This window comes from Pseudomonas sp. GW460-LB5 (assembly GCF_059423245.1).
The window spans coordinates 45,821-64,641 of sequence record NZ_JBWKXT010000025.1 but is presented as its reverse complement, the minus strand read 5'-3'; the positions used below and the strand labels follow the sequence as shown (position 1 = coordinate 64,641).

Annotated in this window: 20 protein-coding genes and 1 pseudogene; 17 read left to right on the top strand and 4 right to left on the bottom strand. The window is 62.3% G+C overall.

Translation table 11 applies throughout. From position 1 onward, the window contains the following. The first annotated feature begins 82 nt into the window (after window positions 1-82). The 11 genes and pseudogenes from paaK to AC07XM_RS16455 all read left to right on the top strand — a co-directional run bounded on the left by paaK (window position 83) and on the right by AC07XM_RS16455 (window position 11,023). Window positions 83-1,402, top strand: coding sequence for a phenylacetate--CoA ligase PaaK (gene paaK, locus AC07XM_RS16505; RefSeq protein ID WP_102689397.1), 1,320 nt, complete (start codon window positions 83-85; stop codon window positions 1,400-1,402). A gap of 213 nt (window positions 1,403-1,615) precedes the next feature. Next, window positions 1,616-2,605 carry a 1,2-phenylacetyl-CoA epoxidase subunit PaaA gene (gene paaA, locus AC07XM_RS16500; RefSeq protein WP_023048138.1) on the top strand — a complete coding sequence of 330 codons (990 nt, stop codon included), beginning with the start codon at window positions 1,616-1,618 and terminating at the stop codon, window positions 2,603-2,605. A 25-nt stretch (window positions 2,606-2,630) separates the two neighbouring features. Continuing rightward, window positions 2,631-2,912, top strand: coding sequence for a 1,2-phenylacetyl-CoA epoxidase subunit PaaB (paaB, locus tag AC07XM_RS16495; protein WP_004374528.1), 282 nt, complete (start codon window positions 2,631-2,633; stop codon window positions 2,910-2,912). 8 nt (window positions 2,913-2,920) lie between these two features. Next, on the top strand, window positions 2,921-3,679 hold the full coding sequence (paaC, locus tag AC07XM_RS16490; protein ID WP_102689398.1) for a 1,2-phenylacetyl-CoA epoxidase subunit PaaC: 759 nt from the start codon (window positions 2,921-2,923) through the stop codon (window positions 3,677-3,679). Then, window positions 3,666-4,199: a 1,2-phenylacetyl-CoA epoxidase subunit PaaD gene (paaD, locus tag AC07XM_RS16485; protein ID WP_102689399.1), complete on the top strand. Its 534-nt coding sequence runs from the start codon at window positions 3,666-3,668 to the stop codon at window positions 4,197-4,199. Before paaC ends, paaD begins: the two co-directional genes overlap by 14 nt. Before the next feature lie 15 nt (window positions 4,200-4,214). Beyond that, window positions 4,215-5,291, top strand: a complete 1,077-nt coding sequence (paaE, locus tag AC07XM_RS16480; RefSeq protein WP_102689400.1) for a 1,2-phenylacetyl-CoA epoxidase subunit PaaE — start codon at window positions 4,215-4,217, stop codon at window positions 5,289-5,291. Between the two features lie 170 nt (window positions 5,292-5,461). Next, a complete protein-coding gene (locus AC07XM_RS16475) occupies window positions 5,462-5,770 on the top strand; it encodes a DUF485 domain-containing protein (RefSeq protein ID WP_016487157.1) in 309 nt (102 codons plus the stop codon). Continuing rightward, window positions 5,761-7,329, top strand: a pseudogene (locus AC07XM_RS16470) (cation acetate symporter); the annotation flags it as partial. The gene AC07XM_RS16475 and the pseudogene AC07XM_RS16470, both read left to right, overlap by 10 nt. Before the next feature lie 39 nt (window positions 7,330-7,368). Further along, on the top strand, window positions 7,369-8,601 hold the full coding sequence (locus AC07XM_RS16465) for an OprD family porin (RefSeq protein WP_102689423.1): 1,233 nt from the start codon (window positions 7,369-7,371) through the stop codon (window positions 8,599-8,601). A gap of 36 nt (window positions 8,602-8,637) precedes the next feature. Continuing rightward, window positions 8,638-10,692, top strand: a complete 2,055-nt coding sequence (paaZ, locus tag AC07XM_RS16460) for a phenylacetic acid degradation bifunctional protein PaaZ (protein ID WP_102689401.1) — start codon at window positions 8,638-8,640, stop codon at window positions 10,690-10,692. A 160-nt stretch (window positions 10,693-10,852) separates the two neighbouring features. Continuing rightward, the gene (locus AC07XM_RS16455) at window positions 10,853-11,023 is read left to right on the top strand and encodes a hypothetical protein (RefSeq protein ID WP_016487161.1); all 171 of its coding nucleotides are present in this window, start codon (window positions 10,853-10,855) and stop codon (window positions 11,021-11,023) included. A 76-nt stretch (window positions 11,024-11,099) separates the two neighbouring features. On the opposite strand, the gene AC07XM_RS16450 is transcribed toward AC07XM_RS16455, so the two are convergent. The 3 genes from AC07XM_RS16450 to AC07XM_RS16440 all read right to left on the bottom strand — a co-directional run bounded on the left by AC07XM_RS16450 (window position 11,100) and on the right by AC07XM_RS16440 (window position 12,989). Next, window positions 11,100-11,369 (bottom strand): DUF6555 family protein, encoded by a 270-nt coding sequence (locus AC07XM_RS16450; RefSeq protein WP_016487162.1) that lies wholly within the window; start codon window positions 11,367-11,369, stop codon window positions 11,100-11,102. Between the two features lie 98 nt (window positions 11,370-11,467). Further along, a complete protein-coding gene (locus AC07XM_RS16445; protein WP_102689402.1) occupies window positions 11,468-12,676 on the bottom strand; it encodes a zinc-dependent alcohol dehydrogenase in 1,209 nt (402 codons plus the stop codon). Between the two features lie 103 nt (window positions 12,677-12,779). Continuing rightward, the gene (locus tag AC07XM_RS16440; RefSeq protein ID WP_016487164.1) at window positions 12,780-12,989 is read right to left on the bottom strand and encodes a con-10 family general stress protein; all 210 of its coding nucleotides are present in this window, start codon (window positions 12,987-12,989) and stop codon (window positions 12,780-12,782) included. A 255-nt stretch (window positions 12,990-13,244) separates the two neighbouring features. Here AC07XM_RS16440 and AC07XM_RS16435 point away from each other — a divergent pair, with 255 nt between their 5' ends. After that, window positions 13,245-13,643 (top strand): NUDIX hydrolase, encoded by a 399-nt coding sequence (locus tag AC07XM_RS16435; RefSeq protein ID WP_016487165.1) that lies wholly within the window; start codon window positions 13,245-13,247, stop codon window positions 13,641-13,643. Between the two features lie 58 nt (window positions 13,644-13,701). Here AC07XM_RS16435 and AC07XM_RS16430 read toward each other — a convergent pair whose 3' ends face one another. After that, on the bottom strand, window positions 13,702-14,265 hold the full coding sequence (locus tag AC07XM_RS16430) for an ATP-dependent Clp protease proteolytic subunit (RefSeq protein WP_256219675.1): 564 nt from the start codon (window positions 14,263-14,265) through the stop codon (window positions 13,702-13,704). A 169-nt stretch (window positions 14,266-14,434) separates the two neighbouring features. On the opposite strand from AC07XM_RS16430, the gene AC07XM_RS16425 reads away from it, so the two are divergent. The 5 genes from AC07XM_RS16425 to AC07XM_RS16405 are packed head-to-tail and all read left to right on the top strand — an operon-like array spanning window position 14,435 to window position 18,731. Next, entirely contained in the window at window positions 14,435-15,352 is a 918-nt protein-coding gene (locus tag AC07XM_RS16425) for a DUF72 domain-containing protein (protein ID WP_016487167.1), read from the top strand. Continuing rightward, complete coding sequence (locus AC07XM_RS16420) at window positions 15,349-16,134, top strand: endonuclease/exonuclease/phosphatase family protein (RefSeq protein ID WP_102689403.1); 786 nt, start codon at window positions 15,349-15,351, stop codon at window positions 16,132-16,134. Before AC07XM_RS16425 ends, AC07XM_RS16420 begins: the two co-directional genes overlap by 4 nt. Next, window positions 16,131-17,333, top strand: a complete 1,203-nt coding sequence (clsB, locus tag AC07XM_RS16415) for a cardiolipin synthase ClsB (protein ID WP_016487169.1) — start codon at window positions 16,131-16,133, stop codon at window positions 17,331-17,333. Before AC07XM_RS16420 ends, clsB begins: the two co-directional genes overlap by 4 nt. Beyond that, window positions 17,333-18,286, top strand: coding sequence for a lysylphosphatidylglycerol synthase domain-containing protein (locus AC07XM_RS16410; RefSeq protein WP_023048028.1), 954 nt, complete (start codon window positions 17,333-17,335; stop codon window positions 18,284-18,286). Before clsB ends, AC07XM_RS16410 begins: the two co-directional genes overlap by 1 nt. Window positions 18,287-18,314: 28 nt before the next feature. Further along, entirely contained in the window at window positions 18,315-18,731 is a 417-nt protein-coding gene (locus AC07XM_RS16405) for a hypothetical protein (protein WP_023048029.1), read from the top strand. Window positions 18,732-18,821 lie beyond the last annotated feature (90 nt).

Genomic DNA, 18,821 nt, shown 5'->3' with positions numbered 1-18,821 from the left:
CCGTATATGCTGCGCTCATGACACTCACCGCGCGGCCCGTAACCGGCCCCGCACGGCGTACAAGAACAATTCGAGTGAAGCCATGAACATGTACCATGATGCCGACCGTGCCTTGTTGGACCCGATGGAAACCGCCAGCGTCGATTCCCTGCGCCAGCACCAGCTGGAGCGCCTGCACTGGAGCCTGAAGCACGCCTACGACAATGTACCGTTGTACCGCCAGCGCTTTGCCGAATGCGGCACCCACCCCGATGACCTCAAGTGCCTGGCAGACCTGGCGAAGTTCCCCTTCACCGGCAAGAACGATCTGCGCGACAACTACCCCTACGGCATGTTTGCCGTACCCCAGGAGGAAGTGGTACGCCTGCATGCTTCCAGCGGTACCACCGGCAAGCCTACGGTGGTCGGTTATACGCAGAACGACATTCATACCTGGGCCAATGTGGTCGCCCGCTCGATCCGCGCTGCGGGTGGGCGCAAAGGCGACAAGGTGCATGTTTCCTACGGCTACGGCCTGTTCACCGGCGGGCTGGGTGCGCATTACGGCGCCGAGCGCCTGGGCTGTACGGTAATCCCGATGTCGGGTGGTCAGACCGAGAAGCAGGTGCAGCTGATCCGCGACTTCCAGCCCGACATCATCATGGTGACGCCGTCCTATATGCTCAACCTGGCCGACGAGATCGAGCGACAGGGCATCGACCCCCATGACCTCAAGCTGCGCCTGGGTATTTTCGGTGCCGAGCCGTGGACAGACGAGCTGCGCCGTTCGATCGAGCAGCGTTTGGGCATCAATGCCCTCGACATCTATGGCCTGTCGGAAATCATGGGGCCCGGGGTGGCGATGGAATGTATCGAGACCAAAGACGGCCCGACCATCTGGGAAGACCACTTCTATCCCGAGATCATCGACCCGGTCACCGGTGAAGTGCTGCCAGACGGCCAACTGGGCGAACTGGTGTTCACCTCGCTAAGCAAGGAGGCGCTGCCGATGATCCGTTACCGCACCCGCGACCTTACCCGCCTTTTGCCCGGCACAGCCAGGCCCATGCGGCGGATCGGCAAGATCACCGGGCGCAGCGACGACATGCTGATCATTCGCGGCGTCAACGTGTTCCCGACCCAGATCGAAGAACAGGTATTGAAAATAAAACAGCTTTCCGAGCTGTATGAGATTCACCTGTATCGCAATGGCAACCTGGACAGTGTCGAGGTGCATGTTGAATTGCGTGCGGAGTGCCAGCACCTCGATGAAGGCCAGCGCAAGCGGGTGACCGGGGAGTTGAGCAAACAGATCAAGACCTACATCGGCATCAGCACCCAGGTGCACCTGCAGCCTTGCGGCACGCTCAAACGCTCCGAGGGCAAGGCTTGCCACGTGTATGACAAACGGTTGGCCAGCTGAGTCATTCATCTGCCTGTGCAGCCCCGGCAATGTCCGGGGTTTTTTTTGCGTGTTATTCGCGCTCACAGGTACCGCGCGCCCCTGTGGGAGCGGGTTTACCCGCGATGGGACCCCAAAGCGATACACAAATCTTATTTGATACATATAAAACTGTTTGACGTTATGTTTTGTATCGCTTACAAATGACTCATGCCTTAGCAGGAGTCGCCGCACATGTACGCACAGCTAGTGGAAACCGGAGTCAAGCGCGTCAAATCGCTGGAAGAAATGTCCGCCGCGGAACGCAACTTCCAGGAAAAGATCGACGCCGAAATCAAGATCGAAGCCAAGAACTGGATGCCAGAGGCCTACCGCCAGACCCTGATCCGGCAGATCTCCCAACATGCCCATTCGGAAATCGTCGGCATGTTGCCCGAAGGCAACTGGGTCACCCGCGCGCCTAGCCTCAAGCGCAAGCTGCAACTGATGGCCAAGATCCAGGACGAAGCCGGCCACGGCCTGTACCTGTACAGCGCCATGGAGACCCTGGGCGCCGACCGCGACGAAGAAATCGCCAAGCTGCACAGCGGCAAGGCCAAGTACTCGAGCATCTTCAACTACCCCACCCTCAGCTGGGCCGACATGGGCGCAGTGGGCTGGCTGGTCGATGGCGCTGCAATCGTCAACCAGGTGGTACTGCAGCGCACCTCCTATGGCCCCTACTCCCGCGCGATGATCCGTATCTGCAAGGAAGAGAGCTTCCATCAGCGCCAGGGCTACGAAATGCTCCTGACCATGATGCGTCACGGCACCCAGGCCCAGCGCGACATGGTCCAGGACGCAATCAATCGCCTGTGGTGGCCATCGCTGATGATGTTCGGCCCCAGCGACGAACATTCTCCAAACAGCGCTCAGTCCATGGCCTGGAAGATCAAGCGCCAGACCAACGATGAACTGCGCCAGCGTTTCATTGACCAGACCGTGCCGCAGCTCGAATTGCTCGGCTGCACGGCCCCCGACCCTGAACTGAAGTGGAACGCCGAGCGCGGTCACTACGACTTCGGCGAAATTCAGTGGGACGAATTTTACGAAGTGATCAAGGGCAACGGCCCGTGCAACCAGGAACGTGTCGCCACCCGCCGCCAGGCCATCGAGGGCGGCGCCTGGGTTCGCGAGGCCGCCGTGGCCTACGCGCGCAAGCAACAGAACAAGAACGCCGCCTGAGCGGCGATTGATGCGGAGATCGAAAATGTCTGTCTGGACCCTCTACGAAGTGTTCGTGCGCAGCAAGCACGGCCTTAACCACAAGCATGTCGGCAGCGTGCATGCCGCCGACGCCGCCATGGCCATCGAAAATGCCCGCGAGCTGTACACCCGACGCAGCGAGGGCGTCAGCCTGTGGGTGGTGCCTTCGGCGCTGATCACCGCCTCCTCCCCTGACGAGAAAGACCCGCTGTTCGCCCCTTCGGACGACAAGGTCTACCGCCATGCCAGCTTCTACGAGCTGCCCGATGAAGTCGGACACATGTGAGGTTGGCCATGCACAACGAAGCCCTTATCCCCTACCTGCTGCTGCTTGGCGACAGCGCCCTGGTACAAGGCCAGCGCCTCTGTGAATGGTGTGGTCACGCCCCGGCCATCGAAGAAGAACTGGCCCTGATGAACGTTGGCCTGGACCTGGTCGGCCAGGCGCGCAACTGGCTGGAATACGCAGCCGAGCTGCTGGACGACGGCCGCGACGCCGATGCCCTGGCCTTCCGCCGAGACGAGCGGGCCTATCGCAACCTGCTGCTGGTCGAGCAACCCAACGGCGACTTTGCCGTGACCATGACCAAGCAATTCCTCTACGACGCCTGGCACTTTGCCGTGTTACAGGGCCTGGCCGGCTCAAGCGATGAGCGTATCGCCGGTATCGCCGCCAAGGCACTCAAGGAAGTCACCTACCACCTGCGCCGCTCCAGCGAGTGGGTACAGCGCCTGGGTGGCGGCACAGAAGAGAGCCGTCAGCGCATGCTTGCCGCCATTCCTGCACTGTGGCGCTTTACCGTCGAACTGACGGCCGCCAGCGATAACGAGGTGCAGTTGGCCCAGGCAGGTATCGCTGCCGACCCCGACACCGCTGGTGCTGCCTGGCTGAAACAGGTGAGCGAGACCTTCGCGTCGGTCGAGCTGCCGCTGCCCAAGGCTGCCAGTCACTTCTACCTGGACAGCCGCAAAGGCCTGCACACCGAGCACCTGGGCCTGCTACTGGCCGAAATGCAGTTCCTGCCAAGGGCTTACCCCGATGCAACCTGGTGAGCTGATTGCCGGCGACCGTGGCGCGCGGGCGCCACGCGGCGAGGACCTGGCCCGAGCCTGGGAGGTGCTGGGCCAGGTCATGGACCCGGAAGTGCCCGTGGTGAGTGTGGTCGACCTGGGCATCGTTCGCGACCTCGACTGGCGCGCCGGCCACCTGCACCTGGTGGTGACACCGACCTACTCCGGCTGCCCGGCGACCGAGGTGATCGAAGGCGATATCCGCCAGGCGCTGGAGCAGGCGGGTTTCCCCGCGCCGGACCTTGAGCGTCGGCTGACCCCGGCCTGGAGCACCGACTGGATCAGCGAGCTGGGCCGCGAGCGCCTGCGCACCTACGGCATCGCCCCGCCGCAGGGCAGCGCCAGCAAGCGCAGCCTGCTCGGTGAAGCCCCCCAGGTGTGCTGCCCGCAGTGCGGCAGTAACCGCACCGAAATGCTCAGCCAGTTCGGCTCCACCGCTTGCAAGGCGCTGTACCGCTGCCGCAAGTGCCTGGAACCGTTCGATTACTTCAAATGCATTTGAGCCGTGGAGAACGCCATGAGCCAGTTTCACAGCCTGACCATCAAGCAAGTGCGCAACGAAACCCGTGATGCGGTTTCGATTGCCTTCGACGTGCCCGAGCACCTGCAGGCACAGTTCCGTTTCACCCAGGGCCAGTACCTGGTCATGCGTACTCAACTGGACAACGAAGAGGTCCGCCGCTCTTACTCTATTTGCAGCGCCGTGCAGGACGGCGAGCTGCGCGTGGCTGTCAAGCGCGTGCCAGGCGGGCGTTTCTCGGCGTTTGCCAATGAAGTGCTCAAGGCCGGCCAGCAACTGGACGTGATGCCGCCATCGGGCAGCTTCTTCGTGCCGCTGGACCCTGCCCGTCAGGGCAATTACCTGGCCGTCGCGGCCGGCAGTGGCATTACTCCGATCCTGTCGATCATCGGCACCACCCTCGACAGTGAGCCGCACAGCCGCTTCACCTTGCTGTACGGCAACCGTTCCAGCTCTGGCGCGCTGTTCCGCGACAAGCTCGAAGACCTGAAAAATCGGTACCTCGACCGCCTGAACCTGATTTTTGTGTTCAGCCGCGAGCAACAGGATGTTGACCTGTACAACGGCCGCATTGACGCCGACAAGTGCGGCCAACTGTTCTCCCGCTGGCTGGACGTTCCAGGCCTGGACGCGGCTTTCATCTGCGGGCCTCAGGCAATGACCGAAACCGTACGTGACAGCCTGCAGGCCAATGGCCTGGACAAAGAGCGCATTCATTTCGAGCTGTTCGCCGCCGCCGGTAACGAGACCCGTCGCGAGGCCCGTGAAGCAGCGCGCCAGGTGGATTCGGCGCTCAGCCACATCACCGTGATCAGCGACGGCCGCGCCCTTACCTTCGACTTGCCACGCAACACCCAGAACGTGCTGGACGCCGGCAATGCCATCGGCGCCGAGCTGCCCTTCTCGTGCAAGGCCGGCGTGTGCTCGACCTGCAAATGCCGGGTGGTCGAGGGGGAAGTGGAAATGGACAGCAACCATGCCCTGGAAGACTACGAAGTGGCGGCCGGGTACGTGCTGTCGTGCCAGACCTACCCGGTGAGCGACAAGGTGGTGCTCGACTTCGACCAGCTATAAGACCGCGCCGCCTGCTTCGCGGGCGCGCCCGCTCCCACAAGCACCGCACAAGGGCTGAGGGCAACACCCTCCCTGTGGGAGCGGGCATGCCCGCGAAGAGGCCCTTTTGCAATACCGTAACCCCCGCGTGACCTCAACAAAACAATTACAAAACCAAGAGATCGCTTGCCATGACACCCGAACGCATAGAAAGCATCGCCAACCACCCCGACTTCCAGCACCTGGTGCAGCGCAAACGCCGCCTCAACGGCAGCCTGACCCTGGCCATGCTGGTGATCTACTACGGCTTCGTCCTGCTGGTGGCGTTTTCGCCCAGCACCCTTGGCCAATCGCTCAGCGGCGGTGTGACCACCGTCGGCATGCTGGTGGGTGTGTTGATGGTGCTGCTGTCCTTTGCCCTGACCGGCATCTATGTGCACCGCGCCAACAATGTGCTCGACCCGCTCAATGAAAAGGTCAAGCAGGAGTGCGCACAATGAACTGGACAGCCATTTCGATGTTCATGGTGTTCGTCTGCTTCACCTTGCTGATCACCCGCTGGGCGGCTTTGCGCACCCGCTCGGCCAGCGACTTCTATACCGCCGGCGGGGGCCTGACCGGCATGCAGAACGGCCTGGCGATCGCAGGCGACATGATCAGCGCCGCCTCCTTCCTGGGCATCTCCGCGATGATGTTCCTGAACGGCTATGACGGCCTGTTGTACGCCCTGGGCGTGCTGGCCGGCTGGCCGATCATTCTGTTCCTGATCGCCGAACGGCTGCGCAACCTGGGCAAGTACACCTTTGCCGACGTGGTCAGCTACCGCCTGGCACAAACCCCGGTACGCCTGACCTCGGCGTTCGGCACCCTGGTCGTGGCACTGATGTACCTGGTGGCACAGATGGTCGGTGCCGGCAAGCTGATCGAGCTGCTGTTCGGCATCAGCTACCTGTATGCGGTGATGCTGGTCGGTGTGCTGATGGTCGCTTATGTAACGTTCGGCGGCATGCTCGCTACCACCTGGGTGCAGATTATCAAGGCAGTGATGCTGCTGTCGGGCACCAGCTTCATGGCGTTCATGGTGCTCAAGCACTTCGGCTTCAGCACCGAAGCCATGTTCGCCAGCGCGGTGGCCGTGCATGCCAAGGGCCAGGCGATCATGGCCCCGGGTGGCCTGCTGTCCAATCCGGTGGATGCCATTTCCCTGGGCTTGGGCATGATGTTCGGCACCGCCGGCCTGCCGCATATCCTGATGCGCTTCTTCACCGTCAGTGATGCCAAGGAAGCACGCAAGAGCGTGTTCTATGCCACCGGTTTCATCGGTTACTTCTACCTGCTGCTGATCGTCATCGGCTTTGGCGCCATCGTCATGGTCGGCACCGAGCCGTCCTACCGCGACGCCACCGGTGCAATCATTGGCGGCGGCAACATGATCGCCGTGCACCTGGCCCAAGCTGTCGGTGGCAATTTGTTCCTTGGCTTCATCTCTGCTGTGGCCTTCGCCACCATCCTTGCCGTGGTCGCCGGCCTTGCGCTGTCCGGCGCATCGGCGGTATCCCACGACCTGTATGCCTGCGTGATCCGCCAAGGCAAGGCCACCGAGCAGGAGGAAATGCGCGTATCGCGTGTCGCCACCCTGCTGATCGGCCTGCTGGCGGTCATGCTCGGCCTGATGTTCGAGTCGCAGAACATCGCCTTCCTCTCCGGCCTGGTGCTGGCGGTGGCTGCCTCCGTCAACTTCCCGGTGCTGCTGCTTTCGATGTTCTGGAAAGGCCTGACCACCCGCGGCGCGGTGTGCGGCAGCATGGCCGGCCTGGCCTCGGCGGTGCTGCTGGTGGTACTGGGCCCGGCAGTGTGGGTCAACGTGCTGCATCACGATAAAGCGCTGTTCCCTTACAGCAACCCGGCCTTGTTCTCCATGAGCCTGGCGTTCCTGAGTGCCTGGGCGTTCTCGGTCACCGACAGCTCCGAACGTGCCAGTGAGGAGCGTGGCCGCTACCTGGCCCAGTTCATCCGCTCCATGACCGGTATCGGCGCCGCTGGCGCCAGCAAGCACTGACTTCAAGGAAGAACCACCATGTCGGGTAAAACAACAACAATCAACCGCACGCACATCATGTCAGCTGCCTGGCTGGCCACGCTCGCCTTGCCATTGCCGGCGCTGGCAGACTTTATCGGCGACAGCCACGCACGCCTGGAGCTGCGCAACCATTACATCAACCGCGACTTCCGCCAAAGCAACGCACCACAGGCCAAGGCAGAAGAATGGAGCCAGGGCTTTACCGCCAAGCTGGAGTCCGGCTTCACCGAGGGCCCGGTCGGCTTTGGCGTTGACGCCATGGGCCAGCTGGGTATCAAGCTCGACTCCAGCCGCGACCGCCGCAATACCGGGCTGCTGCCCTTCGGCCCGAACAGCCACGAACCGGTTGATGATTACAGCGAACTGGGCCTGACCGGCAAAATCCGCGTGTCCAAAAGCACCCTGCGCCTGGGCACGCTGCAACCGATCCTGCCGGTGGTGGTATACAACGACACCCGCCTGCTGGCGTCCACCTTCCAGGGCGGCCTGCTGACCAGCCAGGATCTCGATGGCCTTACCGTCAACGCCGGCCGCCTGACCAAGGCCAACCTGCGCGACTCCTCGGGCCGCGACGACATCGGCTATGGCGCTGCCAGCAGTGACCACCTGGACTTTGGCGGTGGCAGCTACGCCATCACCCCGCAAACCAGCGTCAGCTACTACTACGCCAAGCTCGAGGACATCTACCGCCAGCAGTTCGTCGGCCTCATCGACACCCGCCCCTTGAGCGAAGGCGTGAGCCTGCGCAGCGACCTGCGCTACTTCGACAGCCGCAACGACGGCGCCGAACGTGCTGGCAACATCGACAACCGCAACTTCAACGCCATGTTCACCCTCGGCGTGCGGGCACACAAGTTCACGGCGACCTGGCAACAGATGTCCGGCGACAGTGCCTTCCCGTTCGTCAACGGCGGCGACCCGTTTACCGTCAACCTGGTGACCTACAACACCTTCACCCGCGCCGGGCTGGACTCCTGGCAAGTGCGCTATGACTACGACTTTGTAGCGATGGGCATCCCCGGCCTGAGTTTCATGACGCGCTACACCGACGGCCGCCACGCCGAAACCGCCACTGTCAGCAATGGCCGCGAGCGTGAACGCGACACCGACATCACCTACGTCATCCAGAGCGGCCCGTTCAAGGACGTCAGCCTGCGCTGGCGCAACGTCACCTTCCGGTCCGGCAATGGCCTGACCAACGCCGTGGACGAAAACCGCCTGATCATCGGCTACACCCTGGCGCTGTGGTAACAGCGCCCACTACATTCGAACAGTATGGAGAACAGCATGTCTGCCGCCCCTACCCTGCAAAGCTTCATCGCCGGCCGCTGGCTCGGCCAGCACGGCGCGCAAGCCCTGCGCAGCGCCCTTGATGGCCACGTACTTGCCTACAGCCACGAAGAACGCCCGGACTTCGCCGAAGCCGTGGACTTCGCCCGTGCGCGTGGCCTGGCCAGCCTCATGGCCATGGACTTCCAGCAGCGTGCTGCACGCCTGAAAGCGCTGGCCCTGTACCTGGTCGAGCGCAAGGAACAGCTTTACGCCCTGTCGCACCATAGCGGCGCCACCCGTGCCGACAGCTGGATCGACATCGAAGGCGGCAACGCCACATTGTTCTCCTATGCCGGCATCGGCAGCCGCGAGCTGCCGTCGGGCAACCTGGTGCACGAGGGCCCGGCCATCGCGCTGGGCAAGCAAGGTCATTTCGCCGGCAGCCACATCCTGGTGCCGCGCGCAGGCGTGGGGGTGCACATCAACGCCTTCAACTTCCCTATCTGGGGCATGCTGGAGAAGTTCGCCCCGACGTTCCTGGCGGGCATGCCGTGCATCGTCAAACCGGCGACTTCCACCAGCTACCTGACCGAAGCCGTCGTCCGCCTGATGAACGCCTCCGGCCTGCTGCCGGAGGGCAGCTTGCAACTGGTGATTGGCAGCACCGGCGACCTGCTCGACCGCCTTCAAGGCCAGGACGTGGTGACCTTCACCGGGTCAGCCGATACCGCCGCAAAATTGCGCGTCACGCCGAACCTGGTGCGCAATTCGGTACCGTTCACCGCCGAAGCCGACTCGCTGAACTGCGCCATTCTTGGCCCGGATGTGACCCCGGACAGCGAAGAGTTTGACCTGTACATCAAGGAGGTGGTGCGTGAAATGACCACCAAGGCCGGGCAGAAGTGCACCGCCATCCGCCGCGCCATCGTGCCGGCCAAGCACATTGATGCGGTTGCCACGCGCTTGCGCGAGCGGCTGAGCAAGGTGGTTGTGGGTGACCCGTCGCTGGAGGGCGTACGCATGGGGGCTCTGGCTTCCCACGACCAGCAGCACGACGTGACCGAGCGGGTGCGCAGCCTGCTGCAAAGCTGTGACCAGCTGTTCGGCGCCAGCGACGGCTTCGCCCCGCGTGGCGATGGCGTGGCCGAGGGCGCATTCTTTGCCCCGACCCTGCTACAGGCCCGCGACCCGCACGCCGACGGCGGCGCCCACGATATCGAAGCGTTCGGCCCGGTCAGCACACTGATGGCCTACCACGACCTTGACGAAGCCTTGATACTGGCCGCCCGAGGCAAAGGCAGCCTGGTGGCGACCTTGGTCACCGCCGACCGCAGTATTGCGGCCAAGGCCATACCGGTGGCGGCTGCCTGGCATGGCCGCCTGCTGGTGCTCGACAGCGAGGCCGCCAAGGAATCCACCGGCCACGGCTCGCCGTTGCCACAACTCAAGCACGGCGGGCCGGGCCGGGCCGGCGGCGGTGAAGAACTGGGTGGCTTGCGCGCGGTCAAGCACTACCTGCAACGCGCCGCAGTACAAGGTTCGCCGAGCATGCTCACGGCGGTCACCGGCGAATACGTGCGCAATGGCGAAGTGATCGAGACCGAAGTGCACCCGTTCCGCCGATACTTCGAGCAGTTGCGCATCGGCGAGTCGTTGCTCACCCACCGCCGCACCGTGACCGAAGCCGACCTGGTCAACTTCGGCTGCCTGTCGGGGGACCATTTCTACATGCACTTCGACGAAATCGCGGCCAAAGAATCGCAGTTCGGTAAACGTATCGCCCACGGCTACTTCGTCCTCTCGGCGGCGGCCGGGCTGTTCGTGTCGCCCGGTGCCGGGCCGGTGTTGGCCAACTATGGCCTGGATACGCTGCGCTTCATCAACCCGGTGGGCATTGGCGATACCATCCAGGCACGGCTGACCTGCAAGCGCAAGATCGACCAGGGCAAAACCAGCCCGCTGGGCCAGCCGCAAGGGGTGGTGGCGTGGGATGTGGAGGTAACCAACCAGCTGGGTGAGCTGGTGGCCAGCTATGACATTCTGACCCTGGTGTTGAAACAGCCGGCGTGATGTGTTCACCTTGCGGGCCCCTTCGCGGGTAAACCTCGAAAGGGCCCGCACAAGTGTCCCGACACGGTGCCACCGTTGGTCAGCGACTGCCGCTGTCCAGATGACTTTTAAGACAGGTCTTTCGCTCCTAACCATGAGGATCACAGACGAGGATTGCGCGATGGATTACTTACTGCGGATGGGTGGTGGCAATGTGCAGGATGACTGGCCGGAGCTTGAGCCGGATCGCCGCAACGACCAAGTGGATGACCCGGATGCCGACCCCAATGTGACTGACGACGAGGAAAATCGCCCCGGCGTCCCGGCCAGTGACCCCGAGTCCGGCGCCTGACAAAGGGTTTATCCAGGCACCATGCTGCAGCCGGGGACCCCGTTGCAGCATGGTTATGTGTCAGGCTGAGGTGGTATTACACCATCGCCGCCGGGTCTCCCACCGACTGGCTCGGCTTGCTCCCCGAAATCCGCCAGCTTACGCCGGTAATCCCGTAACGCTCGGCCATCGGCCGGCTGATCTTCTTGATCTTCTCACGCCCGAACTTGGGAATAATGCCGATACCCGCATCGCAACTTGCCCAATGCCAGGCCTCGGCATTGTCCAGGCGTTCCAGGCGAATGATGAAACTGCGCGGTTGGCCATGCAGTTGGTAATCGATGATGTACAGCTGTGGGCTAGGCATCGCAGGGGCCTCCTCTTCTCCATGGATGACACCCTGATTGATCGGGCCATGGCCAGAAGATTCAAAATTTTGTCGAACATTCGGCACAAGCGGCCGTTTCAGCGCACTGCGGCACCCTGACCGCGTGGGTCCGGGGCCGCACCGGGCACCAGAATCACCTTGCGACACTGATCCTGCTGTCCATTGAACAGTTCGTAGGCACGCGGGGCATCTTCCAGCGCCATGCGGTGGGTGACGATGGCCTGCGGGTCCAGCCGGCCTGCTTCGATATGCGCCAGCAACTCAGGCAGGTAGCGTTGCACATGGGTCTGCCCCATGCGAAAGGTCAGGCCCTTGTCGAAGGCGTCGCCAAACAGAAAACCATGGATAAACCCCGCATATACCCCCGGCACACTGACCACCCCACCCCTGCGCACGGCCGCGATACTCTGGCGCAGGGCCTTGCCGCTACTGCCTTCGAGCTTAAGCGCGGTGAGCACCGTTTCCGTCGTGCTGCCCTTGGCTTCGAAACCCACCGCATCGATTACCGCATCCACACCACGCATGCCGGCGGTATGGCGCACGATGCTATCGGCTGGGTCATCATCGTGGGCAAAATTGACAGGAATCACTCCGTAGGCCTGATGAGCATAATCCAGCCGGTAGGCACATTCATCGACCATGAAGATCTGCTCCACCCCCAGCATGCGTGCGCAAGCAGCAGACAGCAGCCCGACCGGGCCGGCGCCATAGATTGCCAGTGACGAACCCTGGCCAACTTCGGCATTGAGCACTGCCTGCCAGGCTGTAGGGAGAATGTCCGAGAGAAACAATACCTGATCGTCAGCCAGGTGCCCCGGTACCTTGAACGGCCCTACATTGCCCTTGGGCACCCGCACATAATCGGCCTGCCCGCCAGGTATGCCGCCATACAGGTGGCTGTAGCCGAACAGCGCCGCGCCAGACGGTATGGTCTTCTTGTTCAGCAGTGCGCCTCGCCCCGTGTTGGTCGTTTCGCAGGCGGCAAACAAGTCGTGTTGGCAAAAAAAGCAGTCACCGCAGGCGATGACAAACGGGATCACTACCCGGTCACCCGGGCGCACCGCGGTTACCGCGCTGCCCACCTCTTCGACGATGCCCATGAATTCGTGGCCAAGAATATCGCCTTGCTCGACCATGGGTATCTTGCCCCGGTACAGGTGCAGGTCGGAGCCGCAAATGGCTGTGGCCGTTACCCGCAGCAAGAGATCGTCGTCTTCCTGCAGACCGGGCTCTGCAACGGTGTCGACGCGGACATCCCCTGCGCCGTGATAGGTCAATGCGCGCATGCTCGTTTCTCCTGACGAAGTCATGGCGCGATTCCGGATTCGCAAACCCGAAATCGCTGCCGGGCACCACATGTGTTCCTGGGCATTCAGCGAGCGGTTGCCCTCACGGGTTGCGCCCCCCGCCGTGGCTGTTCTGGCCACCCTTGCGGCCAGCTTCCGATGCACGCTGTCGGTCGTTGGCGAAATTGCCGCCAGATGCCTGCCCCCCCTTGTGGCCCGCGCGCGAAGCACGCTCCCGGTCATTGGCAAAATTGCCCGGGTTGGTTTCCTTGGTGCCGCCGCGCTGGCTTGTCCGCTCTTGATCCTGCGCCATGTGGGTTCTCCTTGCGATGGATAGGCTGGTGACACGAATCTGTGCCATGCCTAGTTTCCGAGCCACTGTTGCCCGGCTCTGCTCAATGCTTTTGCTGGCAACTGACCAGTGGCACAAATCTTACGCCAGCAAAATGTTTGCGTGGCGGGCGAAAGCCGTGGGTGGCACGTTACGTGCTTTGACCGTTCGTCGGGTTAAACGCAACGTTTATTGCCGCCAACGGCCATATCTTCATGCAATAACCAAGGAGCATGAATGAAGCTGAACAAGGATCGCGCCACCATCATCTGCCGGCACGGCAAGCAAACACAAAAATGGTTATGGGTGCGAAAATCCAACGGTGCCTGGACCCTCCCCGGCGGCAAGATCGAGCCTGGCGAGACGCCAGCGCAAGCTGCAGAGCGTGAGTTGCTGGAAGAAACCGGGCTGCAGGCAGCGTCACTGACCTTGCTGATGCGTCACGAGGCCCCCGCGCGTATGCATTACGTGTTCGAAGCAGAGTTTGCCGACGCGCCGCAGCCCAAGGCGCAGCATGAAATTACCGACTGCCGCTTTGCCCATCTGGACCAGGCGCCTGGGCTCAAGGGTGAGATCAAGTTGCTGATCCGCTCGCTGCTGGCCTGTGACAGAGCCACCGCCGCGTCAGTTCGGTAAGCCCGGTTACTCGGTGCGTGCCTTCGCGCAACTGTGAAGAGGCACGCACAGCCACACCCTAGGCATGCACACTCCACTGAACCGACTGCGCCTCGATTGGCATTTCGTCGATGGCATGAATCATCCCGTTATCCAGCGCCTCACGTGGCCCCAGAATCCGCGGATAGGCCATCAGGTACCGCGGCACGTCCAGTACCTCCGTTGCCCCCTGGGTTCGTTCGGCGACAATCTGCGCATACAACTTCAAATCATAATCCAGGCTCATGGCGTACTCAGCCATGCGCGAATGATCCACCGAACCGTGCAAGGTCCAGTGAAACGGGTGGAACAGGAACTTGCTGAAACTGCACGCCGTGCGCCGTTCCCCTGCCAGGAACAGGATATTGCCCATGGACTCCACCGTGCCCAGGTTGTGGGTATGCACCTCGACCGGTAACGCCCGCAGGAAGTTGTACAGGGTGAAGCCATAACTGCACTCGCCGCCCATGGTAGCGATGTTCAGTTGCAGGATACCGGCGCCCTGTTGCAGCGCCCGCGAACAGGTGTTGATCAGGTTGCCACAGGTCGACGAGTTGATCGGCCCGGTGAAATGGATGATATGTCTGGCCATGCTTGCCTCGATTTTATCCTGACACCCTTCCACGAAGCGGGTATCCGGTGGAAACGCCAAGCGCCGCAAAGTTCAACCTGGTATCAGCCTTTCCCGTTGGTCAAACGTGCTGAACCCTGGCCTGTCTTTATCGGTCGCACTTTGGAGCGACCGAAATAGAACCGGCAATGAGGACGGCAGCGTGAGCGATATCCGCATCGGTATCTCCGGGTGGCGCTATGGCCCCTGGCGCAAGGACTTTTACCCCAAGGGGCTGAGGCAGGACGACGAACTGGCCTTCGCTTCGCGGGCGGTGAACAGCATCGAAATCAATGGCTCGTTCTACAGCCTGCAAACGCCTGAACGTTACCAGGGCTGGCGTGACGAGACGCCGGACGACTTCGTGTTCGCGGTGAAGGGGCCGCGGTATATCACGCACGTACGGCGGCTTAGGGATATCGAAGAACCGGTGGCGAACTTTTTCGCCTCAGGCCCACTGTTGCTGGGCAAGAAGCTTGGCCCGATCCTGTGGCAATTTCCACCGAACATGAAGTTCGATGAAGAGCGTTTTGCCCGGTTTCTCGAACTGCTGCCGCGTAACCATAAAGCGGCTCGTGAATGTGCCAAACACTGCGCGGCACGCTTGCAGGGCAACGGCAGCTTGGGCATACACGGCAATGCACGGTTGCGTCATGCCGTGGAGATCCGTAACGAGAGTTTCCTCTGTGAGACCTTCATCAAGCTGTTGCGCAAGCACCGGGTCGCTTTGGTAGTTGCCGACAGCGCCGGCAAATGGCCGTATGTGGAAGACGTTACCGCCGACTTTGTGTACATGCGCCTGCATGGCGATGTCGAGCTCTACAGCAGTGGGTATACGGCCAACGCACTGAGGCGCTGGAAGCAGCGCATCCAGCGCTGGAGCCAGGGTAGCCAGGCTGAGGATGCGCAATTGGTCGTCCAGGGCTCGCCGCCGCGTCGGGCGACCCGCGATGTCTACTGCTATTTCGACAACGACCAGAAGGTTCACGCCCCCTACGATGCGCGACGCCTGCTGCAGAAGCTGTCGCTGGACCATGAGCTCATGACCGAGCCTGGCGTCCTGCCGGAGGTGGCCTTGTGAACAAGACCCTGCCCGCCCCATGCAGCATCATCGACAAGGTCACTGCGGTACGCCGGCTCAATGTGCTGACACTGAACGTGCACAAGGGCTTCACCTTCTTCAATCGGCGCTTCATCCTGCCGGAATTGCGCGAGGCCGTGCGTGCCACGGGCGCCGACCTGGTGTTTCTCCAGGAGGTGCACGGCAGCCATCAGCAGCATGCCCTGCGCCATGCGGCCTGGCCAGAAATGCCGCAGTACGAGTTTCTTGCCGACAGCATGTGGCCGCAGTTCGCCTACGGGCGCAATGCCGTATACCCGCATGGCGATCACGGTAACGCGCTGCTGTCGAAATTCCCCATTACTCACTTCAACAACCTCGATGTGTCAGTACAGGGCAATGAGCAGCGCGGCCTGCTGCACTGCCAGCTGGACGTGCCAGGCCACGACCAGGTGCATGCGGTGTGCGTGCACCTGGGCCTGCGCGAAGCCCACCGGCAGCGCCAGGTGAAGCTGATGCTCGACCTGCTGGCCAGTCTGCCGCCTGAAGCGCCGGTCATTATCGCCGGCGATTTCAACGACTGGCGCCTGAAAGCAGATGCCGTGCTGTGCGAACACCTGATAGAGGCTTTCGGCGAGCACTTCGGCACCCCGGCGCGCAGTTTCCCCGCGCGCCTGCCGTTGTTGCGGCTGGACCGCATCTATTTGCGCAACGCCATGCCCGGCACTGCCCAAGTGCTCTCGACATACCCGTGGTCGCACCTGTCCGACCACGCCCCATTGGCTGCGGAGATCAACCTGTGAATCGACCTTGGGTGGACGGCAACAGCGTGCAGTTGCTGATCAATGGCGAGCAATACTACCCCCGCGTCTTCGAGGCCATGGCCCAGGCGCGGGAAGAAATTCTGCTGGAAACCTTCATCATCTTCGACGACAAGGTCGGCCAGCAGTTACAACAGGTGCTGATCGACGCTGCCCAGCGCGGTGTGCGCGTGGAGGTAGCGGTGGATGGCTACGGCACTGCCGACCTGCCCACCGAATTCATTTCGGCCATGACCGATGCCGGCGTGAGCTTTCACGCTTTCGACCCACAGCCCCGGCTGGTGGGCATGCGCACCAACCTGTTCCGGCGCCTGCACCGCAAGATCGTGGTAGTCGACGGTGAGCGGGCATTTATCGGCGGTATCAACTACAGCGCCGATCATCTTGGCGACTTTGGTGCCATGGCCAAGCAGGATTATGCGGTGGAGGTCACCGGCCCGGTGGTAGCGCAGGTGCATGCTGCCAGCAAGCGCCTGATGTCGCCGGTGCTGCAGCCACCCAGCGCGGTACGCCCGGTAACCGAGCCGGCCGGGGCCAGCAGCGCCGTGCTGGTCGAACGCGACAACGGGCTGCGCAGTACCGATATCGAAACCCACTACCTGCAGGCTTTTCGTGGTGCAAAGCAGCGCATCGTGGTTGCCAACGCGTATTTCTTCCCGGGTTATCGATTGATGCGGGAGCTGCGCAACGCCGCCCGGCGTGGCGTGGATGTGCGCTTGATTCTGCAGGGCCAGCCTGACATGCGCTGGGTCCGTGCACTTTCGAGGCTGCTGTACAACTATCTGCTGCGCGACGGTGTGGCCATCCATGAATACTGCCAGCGGCCTCTGCACGGCAAGGTTGCACTGGTTGACGATGAGTGGTCCACCGTTGGCTCCAGCAACCTTGATCCGTTGAGCCTGTCATTCAACCTGGAGGCCAATCTTTTCATCCGTGATCGAGCCTTCAACCAGCAACTGAACCAGCATCTACAGGCCCTGGCCAGCGAGCAATGCAAGCCGGTCACCCTGGAGCGCATGATTCGCGGTTACTGGTGGCGGGCACCGCTGATCTTCGTGTGCTTCCACGTGATCCGCCATTTTCCGCGCATTGCTGGCTGGTTCCCGGCACACCGCCAGCGTTTGCGCTCGGTGCAGCCGGAAGTCGAGGCTCAGGGTAACCTGCACGAGGGCAATACCTGATGGCGCGCAAAGGCTGGCAAACCTGGGTGAAACGCCTGTTCACGCTGGCGTTCCTCATTCTCATACCTGTTCTGCTGTTTATGCTGGCACGCAATCTGGACTGGAACGAAGTGCGCCAGTCGTTGCTGGCCTACAAGCCCGGCACCCTGGCCATCGGCCTTGCGCTGGCGCTGTGCAGCTACCTGACATTTGCCAGTTACGACCTGCTGGCACGGGCCTACACCGGCCACCAGTTGCCCGCCCGGCAAGTGCTGCCAGTCGCCTTCGTGTGCTACGCCTTCAATCTCAACTTCACGACCTGGGTAGGCGGCGTTGCATTGCGCTACCGGTTATATGGCCGCCTGGGCCTGGATACCCCGACCATTACGCGCATCCTCACCTTGGGCCTGTTGACCAACTGGATGGGCTACATGCTGCTGGCCGGCACCGTATTCGCCCTCGGCTTCGTGGAGCTGCCCAGCAGCTGGGCGGTGGGCGCTACAGGTCTGCGCCTGATCGGCTTGCTGCTGTTGGCGATCGCGGGTGGGTACCTGCTGGCCTGTGGTTTTGCAACCAAGCGCACGTGGTCCTGGCGCAACCACGAAGTGACGCTACCGTCGCTGCGTTTGGCACTGTGCCAGGTTGCGCTGGGTGCCAGCAACTGGGCGCTGATGGCGCTGCTGATCTTCTGGTTGCTGCCGGGCGAGGCTTTTTACCCGTCCATTCTCGGCATCCTGCTGATCAGTTGCGTGGCTGGCGTGGTTGCGCATATCCCTGCGGGGCTGGGCGTACTTGAGGCAGTGTTTCTGGCCTTGCTGCACGGGCAGATGGCCCAAGGCACGCTTGTGGCTGCCTTGCTCGGGTATCGCACACTGTACTACCTGATTCCACTGCTACTGGCAGTGGTTACCTACCTGGTCCTGGAAAAACGCGCCAAGGCCATGCGCCAAGGCGACAAGCCCGCCCAGACCTGACGAGGGCCGCTGGCCCTGGAGGTGGCAAATGCGTGTACGGATCTTGACGCTGATGGTCGTCAGCCTGGTCTGCGGCCAGGCCGTGGCCGAGGGCTGCAACGTACTGACCCGCTCATCCAGCGATGCCGTAACACCCGTGGAGCGGCACACCTGCTACAGCTACAGCAACCTGCCCGCCGAAGCGATCAACTGGTCGTGTAGCAACGAGAGCAAGGACATGCTCAACAGCGAAAAGAGCAAGGTAGCGCGCTGTGCGGATGGCAGCGTGGGCAGCTGCATCGCGCCTTTGACTCAGGAAGCGCTGGCCAACCCCAAATCCGTAGGAGGGGACAAACCAGCGTTGCCCAAAGATGCGCGGGTGATCACCTATTATTACGACACCCCCAGCCTCGGCCAGGCCCGCACCGATTGCGAACGAAACAACGGCATCTGGCAAACCCACTAACCCGCCACGCCTACCGCCGCTTCCACAGAAAGGGGCTCTGTGGGAGCGGGCTCGTCCCGCGAACACCAGCACAGCCGGTGCCAGGCATCG